The organism is Nocardia sp. BMG111209 (assembly GCF_000381925.1).
Lineage (GTDB): Bacteria > Actinomycetota > Actinomycetes > Mycobacteriales > Mycobacteriaceae > Nocardia.
On sequence record NZ_KB907307.1, the window covers coordinates 2,114,815 to 2,138,915 of the forward strand.

At 69.8% G+C, this 24,101-nt stretch carries 21 protein-coding genes; 9 read left to right on the plus strand and 12 right to left on the minus strand.

The features are described 5' to 3' along the window. Nucleotides 1-108: 108 nt before the first annotated feature. The 4 genes from G361_RS0109700 to G361_RS46810 all read left to right on the plus strand — a co-directional run bounded on the left by G361_RS0109700 (nucleotide 109) and on the right by G361_RS46810 (nucleotide 3,581). Nucleotides 109-948 carry an enoyl-CoA hydratase/isomerase family protein gene (locus G361_RS0109700; RefSeq protein ID WP_019926878.1) on the plus strand — a complete coding sequence of 280 codons (840 nt, stop codon included), beginning with the start codon at nucleotides 109-111 and terminating at the stop codon, nucleotides 946-948. A 1-nt stretch (nucleotide 949) separates the two neighbouring features. Continuing rightward, entirely contained in the window at nucleotides 950-1,735 is a 786-nt protein-coding gene (locus tag G361_RS0109705) for an enoyl-CoA hydratase/isomerase family protein (protein ID WP_019926879.1), read from the plus strand. Between the two features lie 73 nt (nucleotides 1,736-1,808). Beyond that, on the plus strand, nucleotides 1,809-2,456 hold the full coding sequence (locus tag G361_RS0109710; RefSeq protein ID WP_019926880.1) for a hypothetical protein: 648 nt from the start codon (nucleotides 1,809-1,811) through the stop codon (nucleotides 2,454-2,456). Nucleotides 2,457-2,996: 540 nt separating this feature from the next. After that, nucleotides 2,997-3,581 carry a TetR/AcrR family transcriptional regulator gene (locus G361_RS46810; RefSeq protein ID WP_081635344.1) on the plus strand — a complete coding sequence of 195 codons (585 nt, stop codon included), beginning with the start codon at nucleotides 2,997-2,999 and terminating at the stop codon, nucleotides 3,579-3,581. A 497-nt stretch (nucleotides 3,582-4,078) separates the two neighbouring features. On the opposite strand, the gene G361_RS43020 is transcribed toward G361_RS46810, so the two are convergent. Further along, complete coding sequence (locus G361_RS43020) at nucleotides 4,079-5,059, minus strand: enoyl-CoA hydratase/isomerase family protein (RefSeq protein ID WP_019926882.1); 981 nt, start codon at nucleotides 5,057-5,059, stop codon at nucleotides 4,079-4,081. Between the two features lie 215 nt (nucleotides 5,060-5,274). Further along, entirely contained in the window at nucleotides 5,275-6,495 is a 1,221-nt protein-coding gene (locus tag G361_RS0109725) for a CaiB/BaiF CoA-transferase family protein (protein ID WP_019926883.1), read from the minus strand. A 510-nt stretch (nucleotides 6,496-7,005) separates the two neighbouring features. Here G361_RS0109725 and G361_RS0109730 point away from each other — a divergent pair. Further along, entirely contained in the window at nucleotides 7,006-8,010 is a 1,005-nt protein-coding gene (locus G361_RS0109730; protein WP_019926884.1) for an aldo/keto reductase, read from the plus strand. Here the strand turns inward: G361_RS0109730 and G361_RS0109735 are convergent. Next, complete coding sequence (locus G361_RS0109735) at nucleotides 8,007-8,891, minus strand: LysR family transcriptional regulator (protein WP_019926885.1); 885 nt, start codon at nucleotides 8,889-8,891, stop codon at nucleotides 8,007-8,009. The two genes, G361_RS0109730 and G361_RS0109735, sit on opposite strands and share 4 nt — an antisense overlap. A 102-nt stretch (nucleotides 8,892-8,993) precedes the next feature. Here G361_RS0109735 and G361_RS0109740 point away from each other — a divergent pair, with 102 nt between their 5' ends. Next, the gene (locus G361_RS0109740; RefSeq protein ID WP_019926886.1) at nucleotides 8,994-9,833 is read left to right on the plus strand and encodes a TIGR03620 family F420-dependent LLM class oxidoreductase; all 840 of its coding nucleotides are present in this window, start codon (nucleotides 8,994-8,996) and stop codon (nucleotides 9,831-9,833) included. Between the two features lie 7 nt (nucleotides 9,834-9,840). Here the strand turns inward: G361_RS0109740 and G361_RS0109745 are convergent, their stop codons facing one another. From G361_RS0109745 to G361_RS0109755, 3 genes are read right to left on the minus strand one after another with little or no spacing between them, the layout of a single operon-like run. Next, complete coding sequence (locus G361_RS0109745; protein WP_019926887.1) at nucleotides 9,841-10,593, minus strand: succinate dehydrogenase/fumarate reductase iron-sulfur subunit; 753 nt, start codon at nucleotides 10,591-10,593, stop codon at nucleotides 9,841-9,843. 13 nt (nucleotides 10,594-10,606) lie between these two features. Next, the gene (locus G361_RS0109750) at nucleotides 10,607-12,547 is read right to left on the minus strand and encodes a fumarate reductase/succinate dehydrogenase flavoprotein subunit (protein ID WP_019926888.1); all 1,941 of its coding nucleotides are present in this window, start codon (nucleotides 12,545-12,547) and stop codon (nucleotides 10,607-10,609) included. Beyond that, nucleotides 12,544-13,233, minus strand: coding sequence for a succinate dehydrogenase cytochrome b subunit (locus G361_RS0109755; protein WP_026342863.1), 690 nt, complete (start codon nucleotides 13,231-13,233; stop codon nucleotides 12,544-12,546). The genes G361_RS0109750 and G361_RS0109755 overlap by 4 nt, the downstream gene beginning before the upstream one ends. A 210-nt stretch (nucleotides 13,234-13,443) precedes the next feature. Here G361_RS0109755 and G361_RS0109760 point away from each other — a divergent pair, with 210 nt between their 5' ends. Further along, nucleotides 13,444-14,433, plus strand: coding sequence for a LysR family transcriptional regulator (locus G361_RS0109760; protein ID WP_036494837.1), 990 nt, complete (start codon nucleotides 13,444-13,446; stop codon nucleotides 14,431-14,433). 389 nt (nucleotides 14,434-14,822) lie between these two features. Further along, nucleotides 14,823-16,448, plus strand: a complete 1,626-nt coding sequence (locus tag G361_RS0109765; RefSeq protein ID WP_019926892.1) for an AMP-binding protein — start codon at nucleotides 14,823-14,825, stop codon at nucleotides 16,446-16,448. A 47-nt stretch (nucleotides 16,449-16,495) separates the two neighbouring features. On the opposite strand, the gene G361_RS43025 is transcribed toward G361_RS0109765, so the two are convergent. From G361_RS43025 to G361_RS0109780, 3 genes are all read right to left on the minus strand, one after another. Then, nucleotides 16,496-18,106 (minus strand): AMP-binding protein, encoded by a 1,611-nt coding sequence (locus G361_RS43025; RefSeq protein ID WP_019926893.1) that lies wholly within the window; start codon nucleotides 18,104-18,106, stop codon nucleotides 16,496-16,498. 98 nt (nucleotides 18,107-18,204) lie between these two features. Continuing rightward, nucleotides 18,205-19,644, minus strand: a complete 1,440-nt coding sequence (locus G361_RS0109775) for an aldehyde dehydrogenase (protein WP_019926894.1) — start codon at nucleotides 19,642-19,644, stop codon at nucleotides 18,205-18,207. A gap of 88 nt (nucleotides 19,645-19,732) precedes the next feature. Beyond that, on the minus strand, nucleotides 19,733-20,611 hold the full coding sequence (locus G361_RS0109780) for an SDR family NAD(P)-dependent oxidoreductase (RefSeq protein ID WP_026342864.1): 879 nt from the start codon (nucleotides 20,609-20,611) through the stop codon (nucleotides 19,733-19,735). A 172-nt stretch (nucleotides 20,612-20,783) separates the two neighbouring features. On the opposite strand from G361_RS0109780, the gene G361_RS43030 reads away from it, so the two are divergent. Next, entirely contained in the window at nucleotides 20,784-21,494 is a 711-nt protein-coding gene (locus G361_RS43030; RefSeq protein WP_019926896.1) for an AMP-binding protein, read from the plus strand. Between the two features lie 42 nt (nucleotides 21,495-21,536). On the opposite strand, the gene G361_RS0109790 is transcribed toward G361_RS43030, so the two are convergent. The 3 genes from G361_RS0109790 to G361_RS43035 form a co-directional block, all read right to left on the minus strand. Further along, nucleotides 21,537-22,502, minus strand: a complete 966-nt coding sequence (locus G361_RS0109790) for a YihY/virulence factor BrkB family protein (protein ID WP_052172757.1) — start codon at nucleotides 22,500-22,502, stop codon at nucleotides 21,537-21,539. Between the two features lie 171 nt (nucleotides 22,503-22,673). After that, the gene (locus G361_RS0109795; RefSeq protein ID WP_019926898.1) at nucleotides 22,674-23,372 is read right to left on the minus strand and encodes a TetR/AcrR family transcriptional regulator; all 699 of its coding nucleotides are present in this window, start codon (nucleotides 23,370-23,372) and stop codon (nucleotides 22,674-22,676) included. Nucleotide 23,373: 1 nt separating this feature from the next. Then, nucleotides 23,374-23,874, minus strand: coding sequence for a hypothetical protein (locus tag G361_RS43035; RefSeq protein WP_052172758.1), 501 nt, complete (start codon nucleotides 23,872-23,874; stop codon nucleotides 23,374-23,376). Nucleotides 23,875-24,101 lie beyond the last annotated feature (227 nt).

Here is a 24,101-nt window from a genome sequence, read left to right on the forward strand (position 1 = left end):
ATCCCCGGCAAACTCTGGAAATATCTAGATGTTATGCCGTAAGCTGGCTCGCCACAGGGGCCCACGAGTCGACGGGAGGACCGACCGGTGACTACTGGCCGCGTACTGATGGAGCGGGACGCCCAGCTCGGGATCGCCCGCCTGACGATCGACAATCCGGCGAAGCGCAACGCCTACAACCCCGCCATGCGCGAACAACTCGAGGGATATCTCGACGAGCTGGCCCTCGACGACGACATCAAGGTGGTGCATCTGCGCGGCGCCGGCGGCGTGTTCAGCACCGGCGCCGATATGGGCAATGCCTACGCCTGGTACGACGGCGAGCAGGGCGAGCGGCCGCGGCGGCCGAGCCAGCGCCGCCGACTCGCGGTGGACCGCAAGACATTCGGCTTCTATCACACCTTCCTCGGCTATCCGAAGGTCACGGTCGCGGAGGTGAGCGGTTTCGCCCTCGGCGGCGGATTCGAGCTGGCGCTCATGGCCGATATCGCGGTGGTCGCGCGCGATGCGCGAATCGGTATGCCCGCCACCCGATTCCTCGGCCCGGCCCTCGGTTCGCTGCACGTGTTCTTCCACCGCCTGGGCCCGGTGCTCGCGCGGCGGATGCTGCTCACCGGCGACATCCTCACCGCGGCGGAGCTCGCGCACCAGTCGATCTTCACCGAGGTGATCGACGGCGCCGAGGTGGAGCGCCGCGCGGCGTGGTGGGCCCGCAAGGCGGCCCGGATGCCCGCCGACGGCATCGCCATCGCCAAGGAGGCGTTCCGGCTGGTGGAGCAGACGCAGGCCTATCAGGGCGCGGAGGTCACCTCCTATCTCGTCCACGCCTACGGGACCAATCTGCGGTTCGAGGAGAACGAGTTCAACTTCGTGAAAGCCCGTGCGCAACACGGCACCTCGGCCGCCTTCGCCCTGCGCGACGCGCACTTCGAGGTGCCGGAGGACTGAGATGGCCATCCATCACGACAGCGGCGGCGGCGTGCTGACGGTCCGCATCGACCGGCCCGGCAAACGCAACGCCCTGGATCCGGATTCGGTGTCGCAGCTGGTCCGGCTGCTGGAGACGGCCGCGCTGGACGACACCCTGCGCGTCGTCCATCTCACCGCGACCGGCGCCGACTTCTGCGCCGGTTCGGACTGGGTGGCGAGCAACGCCGACGGGCAGCGGCCGCGGCCGGCGAATCTGGTGCGGCGCTTGCCGTTCCAGAGTCATCGGGTGATCGAACTGCTGCTCGGGCTGCCGCTGCCGGTGGTGGCGACGGTGCGCGGGTACGCGGCCGGACTGGGCTGTCAGCTGGCGCTGGCCGCCGATTTCGCGATCGCCGACGAGCGGGCCACCTTCTGGGAACCGTTCGTGTGCCGCGGATTCACCGCCGACAGCGGCGCGTCCTGGCTGCTGCCGCGGCTGATCGGGCTGGCGCGGGCCCGGCGGATGCTGCTGCTGGGCGAGAAGGTCAGCGGCGCCACCGCCGCCGAGTGGGGACTGGTGCACGAGGCGGTGCCCGCCGCCGAATTGGATTCGCGCGCCACGGATCTCGTCGCCCGGCTCGCCGCGGCCCCGACGGTCGCGGTCGCGCTCACCAAACAGGCGCTGCTGCGATCGAGTGAGGCGCCGCTGTCCCGTGCCCTGGTCGACGAGTCCTTCGGTCTCGAACTGGCCGCGCGCACCGCCGATTTCCGGGAGGGCCTGGCCGCCTTCACCGAACGCCGCGATCCCGGCTTCACCGGCCGGTGACCCGCCGAACCCATCTCCCACCGGCGGGCCGGGTGCGGCGCCGTGGCGATTCCGACGGATGAGATGAGATCCGATGACACCGTGGACATTCGGCGACGAGTCACTACCGGAACAGCGGGCCTTCGCGGCCGAGGTGCGGGCACTGGCGGCGGTGGTGCTCGGACTCGAGCACGCGGAGCCCGAATTACGAGAGGCCACGCAGGTACTGGCCGGGGTGCGGCGGCGGCTGGCCGCGATCGCGCCCGCGGATCGGCCGCCGCGCGTGGGCGATCGCGCCGGTGGTGACGGGCGGCTCTACCTCGATCACGGCCAGGACGTCGGTGCGTTCAATCCCATGTTCCCGGTGTACGACATCACGATCCACGGTCCCGAGCGGGCTTCGGGCACGGTGAACTTCCCGATCTGCTACGAGGGGCCGCCCGGTTGCGCGCACGGCGGATTCCTCGCGGTATTCGCGGATTCGGTGGTGCAGCATCATAATTGCGCGGTCGGATCGACGGGTAAGACGCGGGGGCTCCAGATGCGGTATCGGCGGCCGGTGCCGCTGTCGGCCGACCTGCCCTTCGAGATCGAGCGCACGATGGCGGAGGGTCGCATCGCGTCGGTGTTGCGGCTGCTGTCCGGCCCGGAGTTGTTGTGCGAGGCACGGATCGAGGTGGTGCGCGGCGATCGGTCGGCGCTGCCCGCGATCTCGGCCCGGCGGGGCAACGAACCGCGGTAGGTGGTCTGCGCGTTCGCGATCCAGTGGATCGGCGCGGTGTCCTGGCAGCCGACGCCGACCTCTCGGACCTGCGACCCGCGCGCCTCGGCGCACTACTGCCACCGGCGCTACGGCCGTGGCGGTGCTGCCGGACGGCAACCCCGCACCCGATGCGACCGCGGTGCGGTCGGCGGCACGAAACCGGTTGAGCGCGTTCACGATTCCCGAAGTGCTGTGCGTGCTGCCCCCGGGTGCGGATGTCCCCGGACCGCCGGCGGCGAGGTGGACCGCACGGGCCTGCGGCAACTGCCGACCCAGCGGCGGCGGCCCCCGACCGGACGCTCGTTCCCAACCCATTCGTCGGTTCCGGCACCCGACCGGCCCGGCGCGACCCATCGGAGGCGGCATTTCCGGTGCTAGCGACGCCGATCGACGCATAGCAGCCGGATCGTAACCAACCAAGTGTTCAAGAATGGGATGCACATAACACCACAACGGTCACCACACCGGGGTGCCGCGGTCATATGATGAGCGGAACATTTACCCGGTGGAAGGAGTCCCGTGCCCAGGCCGTCCCGGCGCGACGAAGTATACGCAACAGCCGCGCGCATCATTCGCCAGCAGGGATACAGCGCCGCGACGATGGACACCATCGCCGACGAGGTCGGACTCAACAAGGGAACCCTCTACCACTACTACCCCTCCAAGAGCGCCATCCTGTTCGAGCTGCTCTCCGTGCAGATCGATGCAACGCTGAAACTCGTCGGCCGGGTGCCGAAGGAGGGCACCGCGTCCGAGCGGTTGCGCGAACTGATCGCGCTGCAGGTCGATCACGTCGCAACCCGGCACGACGAACTCGTGGTGTTCTTCCAGGAACTGCCGTGGATCGATCAGCACCTGCCCGAGGAGCAGGCCGCCGAGATCCACCGGGGCGTCGACAAATACGAGCGCTTCACCAAGCAACTGTTGCGCGCCGGGGTGCGGGCCGGGGAGTTCCGGGACATCGACGTCGACGCCGTGCTGTATTCCGTGATCGGCATTCTGGCTTACGTGCCCAACTGGTTTCGCCCCTCGACCGCGAAGGCGCAGGCCACGCTGGTCGGCGAGGTCACCGATTTCATCATGGGCGGTATCATCACGAAGTGATCGCCGGTCGGTTTCGCGACCCGCCGGTCCGGCGTCCAGCATCTGCCTCGTCCGCCGCAGATCACTCCAGTACTACTCCCTCAGCCGTACCGACGATGGACAGCGTGCCGGCCGATCTGCGGATGCCGATCCACCGACCGCCGTGGCTCCCGCAGCACGCCGAGATTGCGCCCGCACCAAGCACATTCCCGCCCGATCCACGGTGAGACCGGCACCACCACCGATGAGGCGACACCCGCCGCTGCGAATCGCGCAACCGATTCGTTGGTTTACGCGAGCGCGGCTGCATCGTGTCGATCACCGAAAGTGCTGGTGCAGTCGCTCTTTCACTGTGGTAACGCCGACAGTGCTGGCGCAGCACGATTTTCACCGTGGTGGCGCCGAACGTGCTGGCGCAGGCATACTCCACCGTGGTGGCGACTCCACGGTGAATCTGCGTAGCAGTCGGCACCGTCGTAGTCGACCACCCGGTCGTCGTGGTCGACCACCCGGTCGAATCAACTCTCGCCGGTGACGCGGCGGGTCAGTCGGACCAGCGTCGCACGAGTCTCCGGATCGTCGAACAGCGCCAGTTGCGCAACGTATTCGGCGCGCAGTTGCTCGGCCAGCGTGGCGTCCACCGATCGGCGCAGGAGCCGCTTGTTCCATTGCAGCCCGCGCGTCGGGTGTGCCGCGACCCGCTGCGCGGTCTCCAGCGCACGGGCGAGCAGCGTGTCGTCGTCCACGATCTCCGAGACGAGCCGCAGTTCCCGGGCCTCGGCACCGTCGACCAACCGGCCGGTGAACAGCAGTTCCGCGGCCACCGACATGCCGGTCACCCGCGGCAGCAGATAACTGAGGCCGAGTTCGGAGGCCAGACCCGCAGGCGCGAAACCCGTTCCCAGCCTTGCCGATCGGGCCCCGATCCGAATGTCGTGCAGCAAGGCGACCGCCAGCCCGCCACCCACGGCCGCGCCGTTGATCGCGGCGATGGTCGGTTTCTCCAGCCTCCACATCCGGGTGGCCCAGCGGCCCGCGTTGCCGATCTCATCCAGCACCCGGCCGTCCGGCGACAACTCGGGCAGCCCCTTGTCCCCGCCGATCAGCTCGCTGAGCAGCAGATCACGAGCGGGCAGGTGGGAGACCGCCGCGAAATCCCGGACATCGGCGCCGACACAGAACGTCTTCCCGGCCCCGGTGGTCACCACCACATGAATGCCGTCGTCGCGAGCGGCCTCGTCGAAGGCCTCGGCCAGATCGCGAAACATGGTGCCGCCCACGGCATTGTGCCGCTGCGGCCGGTTCAGCGTCAGCAACAACACCCCGCCGTGCCGCTCGACAACCACATCCGGACCCACCGGCGCGGCGGGCTTCCGTACGCTCGCCGCAAGCGGTTCCGGCACAAGGGCCTCAGGCGGCTCCGCCGCGGCGGCGTCGATCGGCTCCGGCACGGCGGCACCAGGCAGCTCGGATGCGGCGGCCACGCGCGGTTCGGGCACAGCATCTCCGGGCGACGCCTGCGCGGCGACTCCACGCGGCTCGAGCGTGGAAGCCCCGATCAGCTCCGGCGCGGCGACTCCAGGCAGCTCAGACGTGGCGGCCTCAATAGGATCGGGCATGGCGGCGCCGGGCGGCTCCGGTGCGGAAGCCCCGATCGGTTCGGGCGCGGCGGCAGGCGGCTCGGGCGCGGCACTCACAGGACCCTCCGGCGTGGTCATCGGAGCGGCCTTGCGCCCGTGGTGGTTTCCGCTTCCGCAACCGATTCCGCGATGGCCCCGAGGTCACGCAATGCGCCGATCTCGGATGCGCCGACACCCCACTCTCGCAGTACCTCGGTGGTGTGCTGGCCCGGGTGGGGAGCCGGGCCGGCGATCGCGGCCGGTGTGCGGCCGAAGTGGGGGGCGGCGGCGGGCTGGGTGCGGCCGTGGCATTCGGTGAAGGTGCCGCGGGCCCGGTTGTGGGGGTGGTCCGGGGCCTCCCAGGGGGAGAGGACCGGTGCGAAACACGCCTCCTTGCCCTCCAGCAGGGCACACCATTCGTCGCGGGTGCGGGTGCGGAAGATCTCGGTCAGCCGGGTGCGCAGGATCGGCCAGTACTCGGGATCGTTCTGCGCGTCCAGTGGTTCGTCGGTCAGGCCGAGCAGCGTCAGCAGGTTGCGATAGAACTGGGGCTCGATCGCACCGACGGAAACCCAACGGCCGTCGGATGTTTCGTAGACGTCGTAGAAGGGTGCGCCGGAGTCGAGCAGGTTGGACCCGCGTTCCTCGGTCCAGCCGCCGGTGTCGCGCAACCCGTATACGAAGCCGTTCAGCAGTGCGGCGCCGTCGACCATCGCGGTGTCGACCACCTGGCCGCGGCCGGATTCGGCCCGTTCCGCAAGGGCCGCACAGATTCCCAGGGCCAGCAGCATCCCGCCGCCGCCGAAGTCGCCCACGTAGGTCAGCGGGGGCACCGGACGTTCGCCGCTGCGGCCGATCGACCACAGGTTGCCGGACAGCGCGAGATAGTTGATGTCGTGGCCCGCGTACCGGGCGTACGGCCCTTCCCTGCCCCAGCCGGTGACGCGGCCGTAGATCAGCCGCGGGTTGCGTTCCAGGCACACCTGCGGCCCGAGGCCCAGGCGTTCGGTCACCCCGGGGCGGAATCCCTCGATCAGTACGTCCGCCTGTTCCACCAGGCGCAGCAGTAACTCCACACCGGACGGCGACTTCAGGTCCACCGCGATCGAGCGGCGGCCCCGCGACAACACGTCGGCCGGTGGGTCGGCCGGATCGGCGTCCGTCACACCGGCCGCCCGGTCGACCCGCACGACCTCCGCGCCGAAGTCGCTGAGCAGCATGGCGCAGAACGGTCCCGGGCCCAGGCCCTGCAACTCGAGCACCCGCACACCGGCCAGCGGCCCGTCCGGCGCCGGTTTCCCCGCGCTCACATCCATCACGACGTCCCTCGCTCCGACACTGCCCGCCGCATCGACAGGCCGGATTATTATCAACCATCCAGTTGAGAACAAGCAAGGGCGCTGGTGCCTACACGGTGGCACCGTCGGCGGATATACCCCTCGCAGCCGGGGTCAAACGGCAGGGAACAGCCGACAGTCGAGGGTAACAGCCCATGGCCGAGTCGGCCCGCCGGCACCGATAGTCCACCACCTGGTGGGTTATCAGAGATCCACGGTCCGGCACCCGCCTACCTCCGCCACCGGCCGCGACCACCTGCACCCCAGCGGACCTCCGCGATGACGCACCGCTGTGGTGCGCACGTCTTCCCACGGCCCCGATCGTGAAGTTTTCGTTTACCGAATCTCCGCGAATAAAACATTGTTCGGCCGGTGCGGCACTCGCATCCTGGTCGGGGCCGCGAGATCCCGGCGGCCGGCGACACCCCGGCGGACGGCGAGCACTCCCCTACCCCGAATTCCGTTGTGACACATCAGAAGGAGCAGTGAATGTCGGAACCACGCACACTCGGGCAGCACGGACCGCAGGTCTCGCCGATCGGCTTGGGGTTCATGAGTTTTCGCGTATCGGCGGATCCCGGTGAGGAGCAGCGGGCGACGGCCGTCGTGGACGCGGCGATCGACGCGGGCATCACGTTCTTCGACACCGCCGACGTCTACGGGCCGGAATTCAGCGAAACCCTGCTCGGCCGGGCGATCCGGGGCCGGCGCGACCGGCTGGTGATCGCGACGAAGTTCGGCAACGCGCTCGACCGCGACACCGATCCGGACGCGCGGCCCATCGACGGCCGACCCGAGTACGTCCGGACGGCGGTGGAGGCATCGCTGCGCCGACTGGATGTCGACCACATCGACCTGTACTACGCCCATCGCATCGATCCGCAGGTGCCGATCGAGGATACGGTGGGTGCGCTCGCGGAGTTGGTGGCGGCGGGCAAGATTCGTCACTACGGGCTGTCCGAGCCCGGTCCGAACACGATCCGCCGCGCGCACGCGGTGCATCCGGTGACCGCGATCCAGAGCGAATGGTCGCTGTTCAGCCGGGATATCGAGGAGACGACGGTGCCGATCGCACGGGAACTCGGCATCGCCCTGGTGCCGTATTCACCGCTGGGCCGTGGCTGGCTCACGGGGGCGGTCCGCTCCCGCGCCGATCTCGGCGGCCGCCGCCTCGACCATCCGCGGTTCGCCGCAGCGGTTTTCGACACCAACGCGCGACTGGCCGACGAGGTGATCGCGGTCGCCGGGGAGGTGGGTGTGACGCCGGGCCAGGTGGCGCTGGCGTGGGTGCTGTCGCGCGGCGACGACGTGGTGCCGATCCCGGGCACCCGCCATGCCGAATTCGTGCGCGAGAACGCCGGAGCCATCGGTGTTCACCTGACCGAGGCGCAGTCCGCACGGTTGGAGCGGCTGGCCGCCCGGGTGGCCGGTGAACGCTCGATCCGGCCGGAGAATCTCGGCACGGAGGCCCCGCTGGCCGCGAATTCCCGCTAGCCGTCGCAGAATTGCGGCCCGGGTGCGTCGCGGAACGCCGCCACGTGCGCTCCGGCGCACCGGGCCGGTAGGTGCGGGGGCAGAATCACGTTGCCGGTCAACGCCATCGGCGGCGCCAGCGGGACGGTGCGGATCCGGGACGAGGTGACCTCGCGGGCCTGATCGGCCGGCAGGACGGTCCAGCTGTCCGGATCGGCGCCGATCTCGATGATCGTGTCCTGTGGTGTCCCCGCGGGTCTGCCGATCGGCGCGTCGATACCCGCTGCGCGCAGCGCGGTCATGATCGCGTCGTGCACGAACGGGTCGTGGCGGCGCGGCGGGAGGCGCAGCACACTGCGGCCCAGCACGGCCGCGTCCGCGGACTCCCGGCCCGCGGCGGGGTGCCGCCGGGACACCACCGCCAGCAGGGGCTCCCGCCACGCGGGCAGCACCCGCAGTCCCGGCGCGACGACCGGGCCCCTGGCCAGCGCCACATCGATGTCGCCCTGCCGCAGCGCATTCAGGCGGCGGGTGACGGGCAGATCGACGAGGGCGACCGCGAAATTCGAATCACGGTGCAGCGCTTCGATTCCGCGCTCCAGGCGCGCGGCGGATCCGGCGGCGGTCCCGATCCGCATGGTGCCCGCCGAGTCGGCGGCGGTCACCCGGACCCGGTCGATCGCCGTCAGGGCCTCGCGGGCCGCGGGCAGTACCCGGTGCCCGGCCGCGGTGAGCCGGACCCGGCGCGGTGACCGGTCGAACAGCTGGACACCCAATTCCCGTTCCAGCTGGGCGATCCGGCGGCTGACCGCCGGCTGGGCCAGATGCAGCCGCTCGGCGGCCCGCCCGAAGTGCAACTCCTCGGCGACGGTGACGAAGCACCGGAGCGCTCGTAGCTCCATCCCGCGCCTCCACACCTGCTACCTGCGACGATGCCGGGAGCTTATCATTGCGCAGGCGTTTCGGGTCTGGGTGGATCGCCCGCGATCGGCTGAACTGTGGATATGTCGATCACTGTGGGAGTACTCGGCGCACATCTGCGCGAGCACGAGATATCACCGGAACGCGCTGTGCTGCTGGAGAACCTGGGCTACGACACCCTGTGGCTGGACGCCTCGCCGCCGGCCGATCTCATGCTGGTGCAGCGGTTGCTCGACGCCACCTCCCGGATGACGGTCGGCACCAGCGTGGTGAACGCCTGGGTCGCCGATGCGGGGACCGTCGCCGCCTCGTATCACCGGATCGCCGCCGCGCACCCGGACCGCTTCCTGCTCGGGGTGGGCATCGGACATCGCGAGGTGCACGTCGAATATGCCTCGCCCTACACGGTATTGGCGTCCTATCTGGACGAGTTGATCCGCAACGGGGTACCCGCCGACCGGATCGTCGTGGCAGCGCTCGGCCCCCGGATGCTCCGGCTCGCCCGCGACCGCGTGGCGGGTTCGGTCCCGTGCATGGTCACACCGGAACACACCCGCCGGGCCCGGGAGCTCCTCGGTCCCGGAAAGCTGTTGCTGCCCGGCCATTTCGCGGTGGTGGACCGCGATGCCGCGCGGGTCCGGGCCGCCGCCCGATCGGCGCCGCCCGGCACCGGGCTGCGGGTCGCCAACTACGCGGCCAACCTGCGCCGGCTCGGCTTCACCGAGGACGACCTCGACGGGAACGGCAGCGATCGGCTCATCGACGCACTGGTCGCCCACGGCGACGCCACCGCCGTGGCGGCGCAACTGCGAGCGCATCTCGACGCCGGAGCCGACCACATCGGGGTCTATCCGGTCGCCGCCGACGGTGACCCGATCGATGTCCTGGCCGCGGTCGCGGACGCGATGAACGCCGCACCGTAGCGGTCGGTCAGGCACCCGGGTCGTGATGCCGCGCGGCGCGCAGGAGATCCTTGTTCAGGCGGCCGATGACGTCCTGGGGGATCTCCTTCGGGCACGCGGCGGTACATTCGCCGGTGTTGGTGCAGCCGCCGAAGCCGAGCTCGTCGTGGGCGGCGATCATGCCGACGGCGCGGGAATAGCGTTCCGGGGCGCCCTGCGGGAGCAGGCCCAGGTGGGTGGCCTTGGCGGCGGTGAACAACATCGCCGAACCGTTGGGGCAGGCCGCGACACACGCACCGCAGCCGATACATTCGGCGGCCTGGAAGGCGAGGTCGGCGTCGGGTTTGGGCACGGGGATCGAATGTGCTTCGGGCGCAGTGCCGGTCGGCGCGGTGATGTAGCCGCCCGCGCGGATGATCCGGTCGAAGGCCGAGCGGTCCACCACCAGATCCTTGACCACCGGAAAAGCCTTGGCGCGCCACGGTTCCACCGTGATCGTGCGGCCGTCGGCGAATTTCCGCATATGCAGCTGGCAGGTGGTCGTGGCCTGTTCCGGACCGTGCGGGGTGCCGTCGATGACGAGCGAGCACATACCGCAGATACCCTCGCGGCAGTCGTGGTCGAAGGCGATCGGTTCGTCGCCGGCGCCGGCGAGACGCTCGTTGAGCACGTCGAGCATTTCCAGGAACGAGGCATCCGGGGAGATCTCGATCGGATAGTCGACCAGGCGGCCGCGGTCGCGCGGACCTCGCTGGCGCCAGATGCGCAGGGTGAATTTCATTCCCGTCGCCTCTCTATTTGTAGGATCGGGTGCTCGGGTGGGCATATTCGAATTCCAGGGCCTCCGGGTGCAGGATCGGCGGACGGTCCGGGCCGTTCCATTCCCAGGCGGCGACATAGGCGAAGTTCTCGTCGTCGCGTTCGGCCTCGCCGTCGGCGGTCTGCGATTCGGCGCGGAAATGGCCGCCGGCGGATTCGGCCCGGTGCAGGGCGTCGATCACCATGAGTTCGGCCAGTTCCAGGAAATCGGCGACCCGGCCCGCGCGTTCGAGCGACTGGTTCAGATCCGTCCCGGAGCCGGGCACATCGACGCGCGACCAGAATTCCGCGCGCAGGGCGGGAACGAGTTCCGCGGCCTTGCGCAGGCCCTCGGCGGTGCGTTCCATCCCGCAGTATTCCCACATGAGGTGGCCGAGCCGGCGGTGGAACGAATCGACGGTCCGGTCACCGCGGATCGACAGCAGGCGGTCGATCGTCGCCGTGACCCGGTTCTCGGCCTCCTCGATCGCGGTCGCGGGCACCTCGCCGGCGGAGGTGCGGGCCAGATAGTCGCCGATGGTGGTGGGCAGGACGAAATATCCGTCGGCGAGGCCCTGCATGAGCGCCGACGCGCCGAGCCGGTTGGCGCCGTGGTCGGAGAAATTCGCCTCACCGATGACGAACAGACCGGGAACGGTGGATTGCAGGTCGTAGTCGACCCACAGGCCGCCCATCGTGTAATGCACGGCGGGATAGATCCGCATCGGCACCCGATACGGGTTCTCACCCGTGATGCGCTCGTACATGGTGAAGAGGTTGGCGTACTTGGCTTTCACGACGTCCGGGCCGAGCCGGGTCATCGCCTCGGCGAAATCCAGGTAGACACCGAGGCCGCCGGGACCGACGCCGCGGCCCTCGTCGCAGACGTTCTTCGCCGCGCGGGAGGCGATATCGCGCGGGACCAGATTGCCGAAGGCGGGGTAGCGGCGTTCGAGGAAATAGTCGCGTTCGTGCTCGGGGATGTCGCCGGGCGGGCGGTCGTCGCCGGCCCGTTCGGGCACCCACACCCGGCCGTCGTTGCGCAGCGACTCCGACATCAGGGTCAGCTTGGACTGATGATCGCCCGAGGGCGGAATGCAGGTCGGATGGATCTGGGTGAAACACGGATTGCCGAAATACGCGCCGTGCCGGTGCGCGCGCCAGGCGGCGGTCACGTTCGAGCCCATGGCGTTGGTCGACAGGAAATAGACATTGGCGTATCCGCCGGTGGCCAGCACCACCGCGTCGGCGGTGTGCGAGCCGATCGCGCCGGTGACCAGATCGCGCACGACCACGCCCCGCGCCACGCCGTCGACCATGATCAGATCGAGCATCTCGTGCCGGGCGTGCAGTTCGACGGTGCCCGCGCCGACCTGCCGCATCAGCGCCTGATAGGCGCCCAGCAGCAGTTGCTGCCCGGTCTGGCCGCGAGCGTAGAAGGTGCGGGAAACCTGTGTGCCGCCGAAGGATCGGTTGTCGAGCAGCCCGCCGTACTCCCGTGCGAACGGAACACCCTGTGCCACACACTGATCGATGATCTGCGTCGAGATCTCCGCCAGCCGGTGCACATTCGACTCCCGCGCGCGGTAGTCGCCGCCTTTCACCGTGTCGTAGAACAGCCGGTACACGCTGTCGCCGTCGTTGCGATAGTTCTTCGCCGCGTTGATACCGCCCTGCGCGGCGATCGAATGGGCCCGGCGCGGGGAGTCCTGGAAACAGAACTGGATCACCCGATAGCCCTGCTCGCCCAGCGTCGCGGCGGCCGAACCGCCCGCGAGGCCGGTGCCGACGACGATGATCGTCTTCTTCCGCTTGTTCGCCGGATTGACCAGTCGCGCCTCGAATTTGCGTGTGGTCCAGCGGTTCTCGATCGGGCCCGCCGGGGCCTTGGTGTCGGCGAGCGGTGCGCCGACGAGATACGGGTTGTGCACGGTCATTTCACCCATCCGAATGTGACGGCGATCGGGACGGCCAGGAAGGCGGCGACCAGCGCGATCGATACGACGGCCGCGAGCCGGTCGTACGCGGCGTAGCTGCGCCGGCTCGCCAGGCCGAGAGTCTGGACGGCGCTGCGGATCCCGTGCCGCAGATGCGCTCCGACCAGGAGTACCGCGGCGACGTAGAACACGGTGATGTACCAGCGCGAGGGCGCGAAGTCGGCGACGATCCGGGTGTACGGAGTTCCGTTGCCGTGCAGTGGATTCACCGCGCCGAAGGTCAGGTCGAGCAGATGCCAGACGACGAACAGCGCGATGACGACGCCGCCGTAGCGCATGGTGTGGACGGCGTAGCCGTGCGCATGCGATCGGGTGCGGGCGGCGTACCGGATCGGCCTGGCCCGCCGCGCCGCGCGGGCGAGCGTCACCGCCGACCACATGTGCAGGATCACGCTCACGGTCAGCACGATCTCGAGCAGCGACAGGAACCACCGATGCGGCAGCGCGGGCTCGCCGATCGTGCGCAGCCAGGCGGCGTAGTGGTCGAACTCCGCCGGACCCAGGAATACCTTCAGGTTCCCGAACGCGTGCGCGATCAGAAACAACACGAGAATGCCGCCGGTCACCGCCATGACGGCCTTCCTGCCGACCGTCGAGCGGTATACCGCGGGGAGTGCCGTAACCATGTCCGGAAACTACGTCCGGCCCGCTCGCGACGTCCAAGTCCGCGGCGGACTCGTCACCATGACCGCAGGCTATGCAGCGAGCTGCGCCGCCTTTTACTACATTCCGTAGGAATAACGGGCCGTGAGAGTTTTCACACCCACCCGAAATCGACGGGCATTTACCGGATTCGAAATTGCGGCGCGGAAATTACCGGTTCTAGGCTGGTGGACGTGCAGTTGCAGCAGTTGTCGTATTTTCTGGCCGTCGCGCGCGCCAGGCACTTCACCCGGGCCGCCGATACGCTGCACGTCGCGCAGCCGTCACTGTCCAAACAGATCCGCGCGCTGGAGACCGAGCTCGGCGCCCCGCTGTTCAGCCGGGCCCGCGGCAACATCACCCTCACCCCCGCGGGCGAGGCCCTGCTGCCGCTCGCCGAGCGGATCCTCGCCGACGTCGACACCGCCCGTCTCGAGGTGCAGGAACTGATCGGGCTGCGCCGCGGCCGGGTGCGGGTGGGCGCCACCCCCTCGCTGTGTTCCGGCCTGCTGGCCGACGCGCTGCGGCGGTTCCACGACGCGCACCCCGGAATCGAGCTGGTGGTCGAGGAGGGCGGCTCCCGCGACCTGGTCCGCGAGCTGACCCGCGGCGCCCTGGACCTGGCCCTGGTGATCCTGCCCCTCGCCGACGGCACACCCCTGGCGACCACCCCGATCCTGCGCGAGGACCTCGTGGTCGCCGCGCGGCGCGACGACCCCACCCTCCCGAACCGCCGCCTGAGCATCACCGACCTCCGAAACCGCCCCCTGGTGATGTTCCGGCCGGGCTACGACCTGCGCGAGGCCACGATCGCCGCCTGCCGGCACGCCGGCTTCCAGCCCCGCCTGGCCGTCGAGGGCGGCGAGATGGACGCGGTCCTCCGTTTCGTGGAGGCGGGCCTCGGTGTCGCGGTCGTCCCCAGCATGGTCCTCGCCGGCCACCCCGACCTACGCGCCGTCCCGCTGTCCCTGGACACCGGCCGCGACCCCCACAGCCTGCACCGCACCGTCGCCCTCGCCCACCGCAAGGACGTGGCCCCCACCCACGCCGCCACCGCCTTCCGTGAAACCCTCGAGGCCCACATCCGCGCCGCCGCCACCGCCGGTTCCCTCCCACCCGGCGTCGACCTGCTCCTCGACAGCCGAACCTCTTCAGCCACAGCCGATTTGCCGGACCGGAGCTGAATCTCTGCGCCACGTACGGGTGGTCGTGGCACCGCAGCCACGGCGCATCCGCCGGCAGCGGCGAAATCCCGGTTGTGTGCTTCCGGTCCGCACTCTCGGCGACTGCGAGTTCGGTGACGTGGCCGGGCAGATCGGGTGCGACCGCGAGGCGATGTTCGGCCCGTCATCAGTGTTGCCGACCTGCTGGTTGGGCTTACGATCGATCCGGGCGGCACCCCGGCGACATCGAATCGGTGCGCAATTTTACTGGTGAACAGCATGTTCGACGAAGTTCGCGGCCCGCGCAGCTCCCCTGAAGTTCGTGGCCGAATTCTCCATTCGGCTGCAACCCGACCACATGGTTGGCAAAATGAGGGGTGTCAGCAGCACTACCGATGAAGGTGGGACCGATGGTCGAGACGAGTCATTGGAACTTCGCCGACTTCTGGGAGATGATCGCGGAGGCGTTGCCGGGGGCGCCTGCGCAGCGGCAGGGCGATCGGGTGTTCACCTGGACCGAGTTCGATCGCCGGGCCGATGGGGTCGCCGCCACGTTGCTCGACGGCCGGGCCTCGCGGGCGGATCGGGTCGCGCTGTGCCTGCGGAACTCGCCCGAATATCTCGAGGTGATGTTCGCCGCGACCAAGATCGGTATTCCGGCGGTGAACACCAACTATCGGTACCGGCGGGACGAGTTGCTGTATCTGTGGCGCAACGCGGACATCACGGCGGTGGTCTTCCATGGGGCCTTCACCGAGCAGGTCGGGGAGGTGCGCGGCGAACTGCCCGCGGTGCGGACCTGGATTCACGTCGATGACGGGACTGAGGCTTGTCCGGAGTGGGCGGTGCCGTACGAGCAGGCCGCGGCGGCTGCGGCGGGGCGGACCCGGTCCGGGTGGGGGCGCAGTGGGGAGGATCTGTTCCTGCTGTACACCGGGGGGACCACCGGGTTGCCGAAGGGGGTGATGTGGCGGCAGGTAGATATTTTCATGCAGTTGAATTCCGTTGGGCCGCCGTCCTATCCGATCGAGGGGGGTATTCCGGGGATGCGGCGGTACATCACGGAGCCGGGGCGCACCCATGTGTCCGCGAGTCCGATGATGCACGGGACCGGGTTGTTCGGTGGTTATCTGACACTCAACGACGGCGGATGCGTGATCTCGTTGCGCGGGCACGGATTCGATCCGGTGGAGTTGCTCGACACCGTGCACGGGTTGCGGGTGCGCAGTCTCGCGATGGTGGGTGACGCGTTCGGGCGGCCCATTCTCGAGACGATGGCGCGGGAGCCGGGGCGCTGGGACATCTCGTGCCTGGGGAATCTGCTGTCGTCCGGCGCATTTCTCAGTGATGCGGTGAAAGCCGGTCTGCTGGAACAGTGTCCGTCGCTGACCATCGTGGACGGCTTCTCCTCCTCGGAGGGGTTCGGGATGGGCTGGTCCATCTCGACGAAGGACGATGTCGCCACCACCGCGCGCTTCGAGATCGGGCCGCACGCCGCGGTGCTCGACGACGAATTGCGGCCCGTCGCACCGGGTTCGGGGGTCGTGGGGCGGCTCGCGGTGGGCAATCGGGTGCCGCTGGGTTATTACAAGGACGAGGAGAAGTCCGCCGCCACGTTCGTCACCGTGGCCGGGGTCCGGATGGCGCTGCCCGGCGATCGCGCGATCGTCGAGGCGGACGGGACGATCCAGCTGCTGGGGCGGGACTCGTTGTGTATCAACAGCGCCGGGGAGAAGATCTACACCGAGGAGGTGGAGGCGGTACTGCTCGGTCATCCCGAGGTGGCCGACGCCCTGGTGGTCGGGGTGCCGGATCCGCAATGGGGACAGGCGGTCTGCGCCGTGGTCGCGCCGGTCGGGTCGGCGCGGCCGACTCCCGCGGAGCTGATCGCGCACGTCAAGCAGCGGCTGGCCGGATACAAGGCGCCGAAGTCGATCGCCGTGGTGCCGACCGTACCGCGCTCGCCCAACGGTAAGGCCGACTATCCGCGGGCGCGCGAGATCGCGGGAGACGCGCACCGGCCGGGGAACGGTTGACCGGCCCGGAAACCGAAGGGGCCGGTCATCTTCCGGGGAACGTGGCGCTAAACCGGATCGGAGTGCACCCGGGCCGGGCCGCGGCGTTCGTCGCGCGGCACCACCAGGCCCAGCGCCTCCAGGTCCGCCACATCCGGTCCGACGCCCTCGGCGCGCAACACGTGTTTCATCACGCGGCCGAGCGCGTTCACCGGTAGTTCGGCGCGGACGTCGAGGTAGCGCGGAATCGCGAAGTAGGGCACGCGATCCCGCAGGAATTCGAACAGGTCGGCGGCGGTGAAGGTGTGGTCCGGGGCGGTCACCACGCAGGCCTTGATGTCGTCGTCGCCCAGCGGTGCGGGGACCGCGCAGACCGCGACGTCGGCGACCGCGGCGTGGGTGCGGATCACTTGCTCCAGTTGCAGGGAGGACACGTTCTCGCCGCGGCGGCGGAGCACATCCTTCTTGCGGTCGACGAAGTGCAGGTAACCGTCGGCGTCCAGGAGGCCGAAATCGCCGGTGTGGTGCCACAGGTTCTGCCAGGCAGACACCGTCTCCGCGGGCTTGTTCCAATAGCCCTGGAAGGTGGCGTTGGGAACCCTCGGGCGGACCACGATCTCGCCGGAGCGGCCGGCGGGCAGGATCTCGTCGTTCTCGTCGACGATGCGGACGTCGACCGCGGGGGCGGTCAGCCCGGCCGAGGTTCGTACCCGCGCACCGCCGGCGGCGCTGGCCGAGATCGGCACGCATTCGGTCTGGCCGTAGCCCTCCGACATCACCGGGGTGGCGAAGCGCTGTTCGAATTCGGCCTGGCGCTCGGCGGGTAGCGGGACCCAGGAGGCGAGCCGGAACCGGGAGGTCGCGTCGTCGGGATGCGGGGGCTGTTCCAGGATGGCCTGGGCCATCACGCCGACGCCGACCAGCATCGTCGCCCCGGCCGCGCGGGCGTCGGCCATGAAGGTCGCGGCGTGGAATTCGGGTGCGACGACGATATCGGCATCGTTGACCAGCGCCGACATGAACGCCACCATCTGCCCGCTGGAGTGGAACAGCGGGAACGCCGTGTACATGCGGTCGCCGGGCCGGACCCAGCCGCGTTCGCCGTAGGAGCGGCCCACCGTGACGTAGTAGCCGGTGCTGAGCATGCAGCCCTTCGGCAGCGCGGTGGTTCCGGAGGTGTACAGGATGGACAACAGATCCGACGGATTCGCTTGCCGCGCAATCCATTCCGCCGTGCCGGCGGCGAGCACCGCCGAGTAGGCCACGGCCGACGGATTCGCGGCCGAATCGTCCAGCAGCACAACCTGTTCGATCTCCGTCTCACCGAGCAGCGGTGCAGCGGAGGCATAGCCGAGTTCGTCGGCGACCAGGATCCGGGCCCCGCAGTCGGCGAGCTGGTAGCGCAGGAACTCACCGCGCAGCCAATAGTTCAGCGGCACCTGCACCGCACCGAGTTTCGCGGTGGCGATGAGTAATTCGATCATCTCCGGCCGATTCGGCACGATCAGCGCGATGCGGTCGCCGGGCCGCACGCCGAGGGCGGTGAGACCGGCGGCCAGCCGGTCGGTTCGCTCGTCGAGTTCGGCGAATGTCACCGGGCCCCGGCCACAATCGGCGATCGGGGCATCCGGCGTGCGCCGCACCCGATCGCGGAACACTTCGTCGACGGTCGCAGACATCACGCCAATTCCGATCTCGCACACGGGCGCGACTCTGCACCCGCCTCTTCGTGGAAAATTGCGGTCTCGGCCGGACGCCGCGGCGCCGGCCGGACCGGTCAGCCCAGGTACACCGACTGGACGTGCCGGAACGACGCCAGGCCCTCCGGGCCCAGCTCACGGCCGATGCCGCTGTCCTTGATGCCGCCGAACGGGCTGTGGTGGTCGATGTTGTAGAAGTTCACCCCCACCGTCCCGGTGCGAACCCGGGTGGCGAGCGCGCGAGCGCGTTCGGGGTCGGCGCTCCACACCGTGCCGCCGAGTCCGTAGGCGGAGTCGTTGGCGATGCGGACCGCGTCGTCCTCGTCGTCGTACGGGATCACCGCCAGCACCGGGCCGAAGATCTCCTCGCGCGCGATCACCGCGTCGTTGGCGACATCGGCGAAGACGGTCGGCGCGACGTACCAGCCCTTGTCCAGTCCCGCCGGCCGGCCACCGCCGGCGACGAGCCGGGCCTCGTCACGCCCCCTGGCGATATAACCCTCCACCCGCTCGCGCTGCCGCGCGCTGACCAGCGGGCCCAGGATGACGCCCGGATCGAAGGGGTCGCCGACCGGCAGCATCCCGACCAGTCCGGCGAACGCGTCGACCACCTCGCCGTAGCGGCTGCGGGGTGCGAGCACGCGGGTGCCGAGCATGCAGGTCTGCCCGCTGTTGACCAGGGTGCAGCTGAACATCTTGCCGACCTCGGTGGCGAGATCGACGTCGTCGAGCACGATGGTCGCCGATTTGCCGCCGAGTTCCAGGGTGACCGGGCGCAGCAGCCGGCCGCAGGTCTCGGCGATGATCCGCCCGGCCCGGGTGGAACCGGTGAAGGCCACCTTGTCCACGCCGGGGTGTTCGACCAGCGCGGCGCCGGTTTCCGGACCGCCGGTGACGATGTTCAGCACACCCGGGGGGATGCCGGCCGCGTTCGCGGCGTCGGCCACCTGATAGGCGTCCAGGGTGGTTTCGGGGGCCGGTTTCAACACAATCGTGTTACCCGCCGCCAGCGCCGGCGCGAGTTTGAAGAAGGTGAGCGTCTGCGGGAAGTTCCACGGCACGATCGCGGCCACCACCCCGATGGGGACGTGCCGTACGACGGTGGTCCCGCCGGTCATCGAGGGGCGCTCGGTCTCGATCGGGGTGTCGCGCAGCAGGCCCGCGTAGTACCGGACCAGCGTGCCGGGGAATACCGCCTCCGACACCGAGGAGATGGTGATCGGCATACCGTTCTGGCTGGTCACCAGCCGGGCGATCTCGGATCCGCGTTCGTCGAGCGCGGTGGCGAAGCGGTCGAGGACCGCCGCGCGGCGCTCCGGTTCCCAGTGCGCCCAGCCCGCCGGATCGTCGAAGGCGCGGCGTGCGGCCGCGACCGCCGCGTCGACGTCCTCGGCCGCGGCCACCGGCGCGGTCGCGAGCGCCTCCTCGGTGGACGCCGAGATGATCTCGTAGCGCTGCGGGCCGCGGGCCCTGATCCATTCGCCGCCGATGAAGACGGTGTCGCTGTCCCGGTCCATATCGCATTCCTCGTCGATTGCCGCCCGGGTCGCCCCGGGCTCGTCATGCCGGCCCGCCCGCAGTATGCGGCCGGGCGGGCCGGTTCGTTCAGAGTTCGGGCAGTTGCATACTGTCGCCGGGCAGGGTCCAGGTGCTCGCGTCCATGATGGTGCCGAGGTGGGTGGCGATGTCCTCCACCGTCGCCGCCGGATTGCGGTATCCGGGGGTCTCGACGATCAGGTTGCGCGCGTACCGCCCGCCCGACGCGAAGAAGATCTCGCCTGTCTCCGAACAGGTTTCGTGGCACAGGTAGGCGACCATCGGGGCCACCTTCTCCGGGGCCATCGCCGCGTGCAGATGTTCGGGCAGCAGTTTCGCGGTCATCGCGGTCGCGGCGCCGGGCGACACGATGTTGACGTTGATCCCGGAGCGTGCGCCCTCGATGGCCAGCGTGCGGCCCAGGCCGACCATCGCCGATTTCGCGGAGGCGTAATTGGCCTGGCCCGCATTGCCGAACAGGCCCGCGACCGAGGTGGTCAGCACCACCCGACCGTAACCGCGCTCGCGCAGCACCGGCCACGCCGCCTTGGTGACCGCGAGCGTCCCGTACAGATGCACACCGTGCACGGCGTGCAGTTCCTCCTCGGACAGTTTCGCGAAGGAACGGTCGCGGAGGATGCCCGCGTTGTTGATCAGGATGTCCACCCGGCCGAACGCATCGAGCGCGGTGCGGACCACGGCCTCCCCCGCTCCGGTGTCGGCGACCGACGCGTCCACCGCCACCGCGGCGCCGCCCGCCGCGGAGATCTCGGCGCACAGCCGGCCCGCCGGGGTGTGCCCGGCGTCGTCCTTCAGATCGATGTCGTTGGCGACGATCCGCGCACCCCGCGCGGCGAGGACGCGGGCGTATGCTCGCCCGAGACCGCCCCCGGCGCCGGTGATGATCGCGACCCGATCGTCGAAACGTAGTTGGTCCGGCACAGACACCTCCGCCCGCGGGCGCCGCGCGCCGCGCAATTTCCTACTGTAGCCAACCGGTTCGTCGGTATCCGTCCGACGAAGGCCGCTTCAGCCGAAACTATAGCCCACCAAGTGGTTGGGTTGGTATCGTCTGGACGAGGCACACCCGAGGCATCCCGCGGCGAGGAGGACCGGACAGATGAGCAGTCACCGGACCATCGGCCCCGACGGCCCGCACCGATGGCGGACCGATTCCGCTGGGCCACCGCCGGAGTCGATCCCCCGGCTGCTCGACCGGATCCTCGCCACCGCCGCCGACCACCCGGCGCTGCCGTGGCCCGCCGACGACCGCATGAGCTTCGGCGAACTCGCCGGCGCCGCGGGCGCGGTCGCGCACGCGCTCGCCGCGATCACGAAACCCGGTGCGCGCGTGGCGATCCGGTCGACCCTCAGCCCGGAATGGGTGATCCTGCACTACGCCTGCGCCCTGTCCGGCCGGATCGCCGCCCCCTTCGACCCCGCCTGGACCGACGACGAGGTACGGCAGGCAGCCGAACTGAGCACCCCGGCAGTGGCGTTCACGGGCCCGGCTTCCACCGGCGGCACCGCCCTCCACGGCGTTCCGGCGCGCGAACTGGCGGCGTTGCGCGAATGGGCCTGGGCCGCACCGACCGCCGGACTACCCGAGATCCGGGCCACCGATCCGTACCTGATCCGGTTCACCTCCGGCGCCCGCACCGCGACGGTGCTGAGCCAGTGCGCCGCACTCGACGCGGCCCGCGCGGCGACCGGCATCGATGTATGGCCGAATCCGTCTCCGTACCAACGGCTCTCCGACCTCTGCCACGTCGTGCTCGGTGGCCTGGTGCACGCGGCCGGGGCTGTTCGGTCCGGCGCGGGATCCGGCTGAGCGAGCCCGCGCGCAATCGCCACGGCGAGCCGATCCCCCCGATCAGTCGCCGGGTTCGGCGCGCCGCGGCAGGACCGGCTCGGTATCGGGATGCTGCCCCCGCTCGATCTGACGACCACGAGCCAGCTCGGCATCCACCTGGGCACCGAGCAGAATCGCGATATTGGTCAGCCACAACCAGATCAGCAGCACGATGGCGCCGGCGAGGGATCCGTACACCTTGTTGTAGGAGCCGAAATGAGTCGCGTACAAGGTGAATCCGATCGACGCGACGACCCACACCACCACCGCCAGCACGGAACCCGGTGACAGCCAACGGAACCCGAGCTGCCGGGCATTGGGAGCCGCCCAGTAGAGCAACGCGACGAGCAGGGTCACCACGACGATCAGCACCGGCCATTTGGCGATGTTCCAGGCGGCGACGGCCGCACTGCCCCAGCCGAGCCAATCGCCCACCCGCCGGGCCAGCGACCCGGTGAGCGAGACGGCCGCGGCGGTCACCGTGATCAGGATCAGCACCACGACGGTCAAGGCGATACGCAGCGGAAACGTCTGCCAGATCGGACGCCCCTCGGCGGTGCCGTAGATCGCGTTGACCGCCCGCATGAACGCACCCAGATAACTCGACGCCGACCACAGCGCGCTCACGATACCGATCACGGCGACCACACCCGCGAAGGACCGCGCACCCTGAAGTTGGTGCACCGCATCGATCAACAGCGCGGTACCACTGCCGGGCCCGATCCGGCGAACGGTATCGATCAGCGAATCGGTGGCCCCCCGCCCGAGCGCACTGAGCAGGCCGGTCAGCACGATCAACCCCGGAAACAACGACAGCACACTGTAATACGTCAGCGCCGCCGCCCAATCGGTGAGATTGTTCTCCCGGAACCGCCGCACCGACCGCCGCAACACCCCGCACCACGACTGCCGCGACAGATCACTCGGCCCGACCGGCGCATCACCCCGAGCTTCCGGTCCGGGGTGTTCCCCACGTTGTTCGCCCATACCCGCCTTCTCCACTGTCCGCCGGGTGCGGGCCCGTCGGCGACAGGCCGCCGCAACTCGCATCGACGAAGGGCGGGTACCCCGCACCGGCCCGGCGACACCGATGCCCGGCGCGCATCGGGAGATCAGCGGACAGTGCGCCGCGAATCCCTTCGCGGACAGGCGGATCGGTTACCGGGTGGCGGCCAGGACCTGTTTGGCGCGGTCGATGAGGGCGTCGAGGCCGAGTTCGAAGGTGCGGTCGCGGACCGGGTCGAGGCTGTAGCCGGCGGCGGCGAGGTGGGACAGGTGGGGGCTGTCCTGTTCGTCGATCGGGGGGCGGGGGGTGGCGATGGCGGCGTCGAGTGTGCCGCGGCGTTGCAGCATGGCGAAGCCGCGGCTGTGGGTGGAGAGGGTGAAGTAGGTTTCCAGGGCGTCCTCGGGGGTGAAGCCGGCGTCGACCATGGTGGTGATGACGGCCTCGAGGCGTTGGTAGGTAACGCGATTCGTGCCGGGGCCGTAGTCGGCGGTGTGCATGATCAGCAGATCGCACAGGACGGGGTTGTCGCGGAACAGGTCTCGCATCGTCATGAAATGGGTGCGCAGGCGTTCGTGCCAGGAACCGGTGCCGGTGAACGGCAGGGCGATCTCGTACTGGGCGAGGGCGCGGTCGCGCATCGCCTCCAGCAGTTGTTCCTTGCTGCGGAAGTACCAGTAGATGCTGGTGACGCCGACGTCCAGGCGGCGGGCCAGGGCCGGCATGCTCAGTTTCTCCACCGAGACCTCGGCGGCGAGGGCATAGGCGCCGTTGACGATCTCGTCGGCGGTGATCGAGCCGCGTTCGCGGCGTTGACGTCTCGGCTCGCCGGTCGTTTTCGCTGGGCGTGCCACGTCAGACCGGTAGCGGTTCGCCGCGGCCGCGGCGGGGGCGGCCGCCGATCCGGAAGGTCTCCACCTCGGCGAGGGGGCGCGCCGGATTCGCGACCGCGGCCAGCGCGCGGGCCTTGAACGCGCGGGCCGCGCGGCTCGGGGCATGTTCGGCGGCGGTGGTGCGGCTGCCCAGTTCGTCGGGGAGGCCCTCGCCCCAGAGGGTGACCTCGTGGCTGCCGCGGCCCAGGCAGCTCAGGGCCCAGTCGTGCACCCGCTCCTCGGTGGCGCACACGGTGGCGGACAGCGCGAACGACTGCGGCACCACCCGGGCCCGCCGCATCGCCATCGCGTCGTGCAGGTCCACCACGGTGGCGCCGAGGATCCGCAGCGGGAGTGGATCGCTGAGGTCGGCGGCGAGCACGGTGACGTCCCAGCCCGCCATCACCCGGTCGAACAGCCAGCCACCGGCCGCGTTCACCAGGTCGGCGGCGCTGTGCGTGACGACGGCCATGCGGTAGCGCAGGACGTGGCGGCGGGCGCGTTCGAGCGAACGGTCCAGGGGCAGCACCCCCGGGGCACCCCGGTCGACGGGGTTCGGTGACAGCACGGACACGGCACCTTCCATTCCCTCGGAAATCCGACGTTCCCGGCGCGGTCACAGCCCGCGCCGGCCCGACTATACGGTAAGCCCTTACGATATCGGCCGGAATCGCCGGAATCACTGGTGGAGGGCAACTTTCGTGACCTGCG

What these genes read in the sequence shown, in the direction of transcription:
- G361_RS0109700 (WP_019926878.1), top strand. Translation starts at nt 109, where the DNA reads ATGGAGCGGGACGCCCAGCTCGGGATCGCCCGCCTGACGATCGACAAT.
- G361_RS0109725 (WP_019926883.1), bottom strand. Translation starts at nt 6,495, where the DNA reads ATGGATGTGAGCGCGGGGAAACCGGCGCCGGACGGGCCGCTGGCCGGT.
- G361_RS0109765 (WP_019926892.1), top strand. Translation starts at nt 14,823, where the DNA reads ATGGTCGAGACGAGTCATTGGAACTTCGCCGACTTCTGGGAGATGATC.
- G361_RS0109705 (WP_019926879.1), top strand. Translation starts at nt 950, where the DNA reads ATGGCCATCCATCACGACAGCGGCGGCGGCGTGCTGACGGTCCGCATC.
- G361_RS43030 (WP_019926896.1), top strand. Translation starts at nt 20,784, where the DNA reads ATGAGCAGTCACCGGACCATCGGCCCCGACGGCCCGCACCGATGGCGG.
- G361_RS0109730 (WP_019926884.1), top strand. Translation starts at nt 7,006, where the DNA reads ATGTCGGAACCACGCACACTCGGGCAGCACGGACCGCAGGTCTCGCCG.
- G361_RS0109750 (WP_019926888.1), bottom strand. Translation starts at nt 12,547, where the DNA reads ATGACCGTGCACAACCCGTATCTCGTCGGCGCACCGCTCGCCGACACC.
- G361_RS43025 (WP_019926893.1), bottom strand. Translation starts at nt 18,106, where the DNA reads ATGTCTGCGACCGTCGACGAAGTGTTCCGCGATCGGGTGCGGCGCACG.
- G361_RS0109735 (WP_019926885.1), bottom strand. Translation starts at nt 8,891, where the DNA reads ATGGAGCTACGAGCGCTCCGGTGCTTCGTCACCGTCGCCGAGGAGTTG.
- G361_RS0109740 (WP_019926886.1), top strand. Translation starts at nt 8,994, where the DNA reads ATGTCGATCACTGTGGGAGTACTCGGCGCACATCTGCGCGAGCACGAG.
- G361_RS0109775 (WP_019926894.1), bottom strand. Translation starts at nt 19,644, where the DNA reads ATGGACCGGGACAGCGACACCGTCTTCATCGGCGGCGAATGGATCAGG.
- G361_RS0109710 (WP_019926880.1), top strand. Translation starts at nt 1,809, where the DNA reads ATGACACCGTGGACATTCGGCGACGAGTCACTACCGGAACAGCGGGCC.
- G361_RS0109745 (WP_019926887.1), bottom strand. Translation starts at nt 10,593, where the DNA reads ATGAAATTCACCCTGCGCATCTGGCGCCAGCGAGGTCCGCGCGACCGC.
- G361_RS0109790 (WP_052172757.1), bottom strand. Translation starts at nt 22,502, where the DNA reads ATGGGCGAACAACGTGGGGAACACCCCGGACCGGAAGCTCGGGGTGAT.
- G361_RS0109755 (WP_026342863.1), bottom strand. Translation starts at nt 13,233, where the DNA reads ATGGTTACGGCACTCCCCGCGGTATACCGCTCGACGGTCGGCAGGAAG.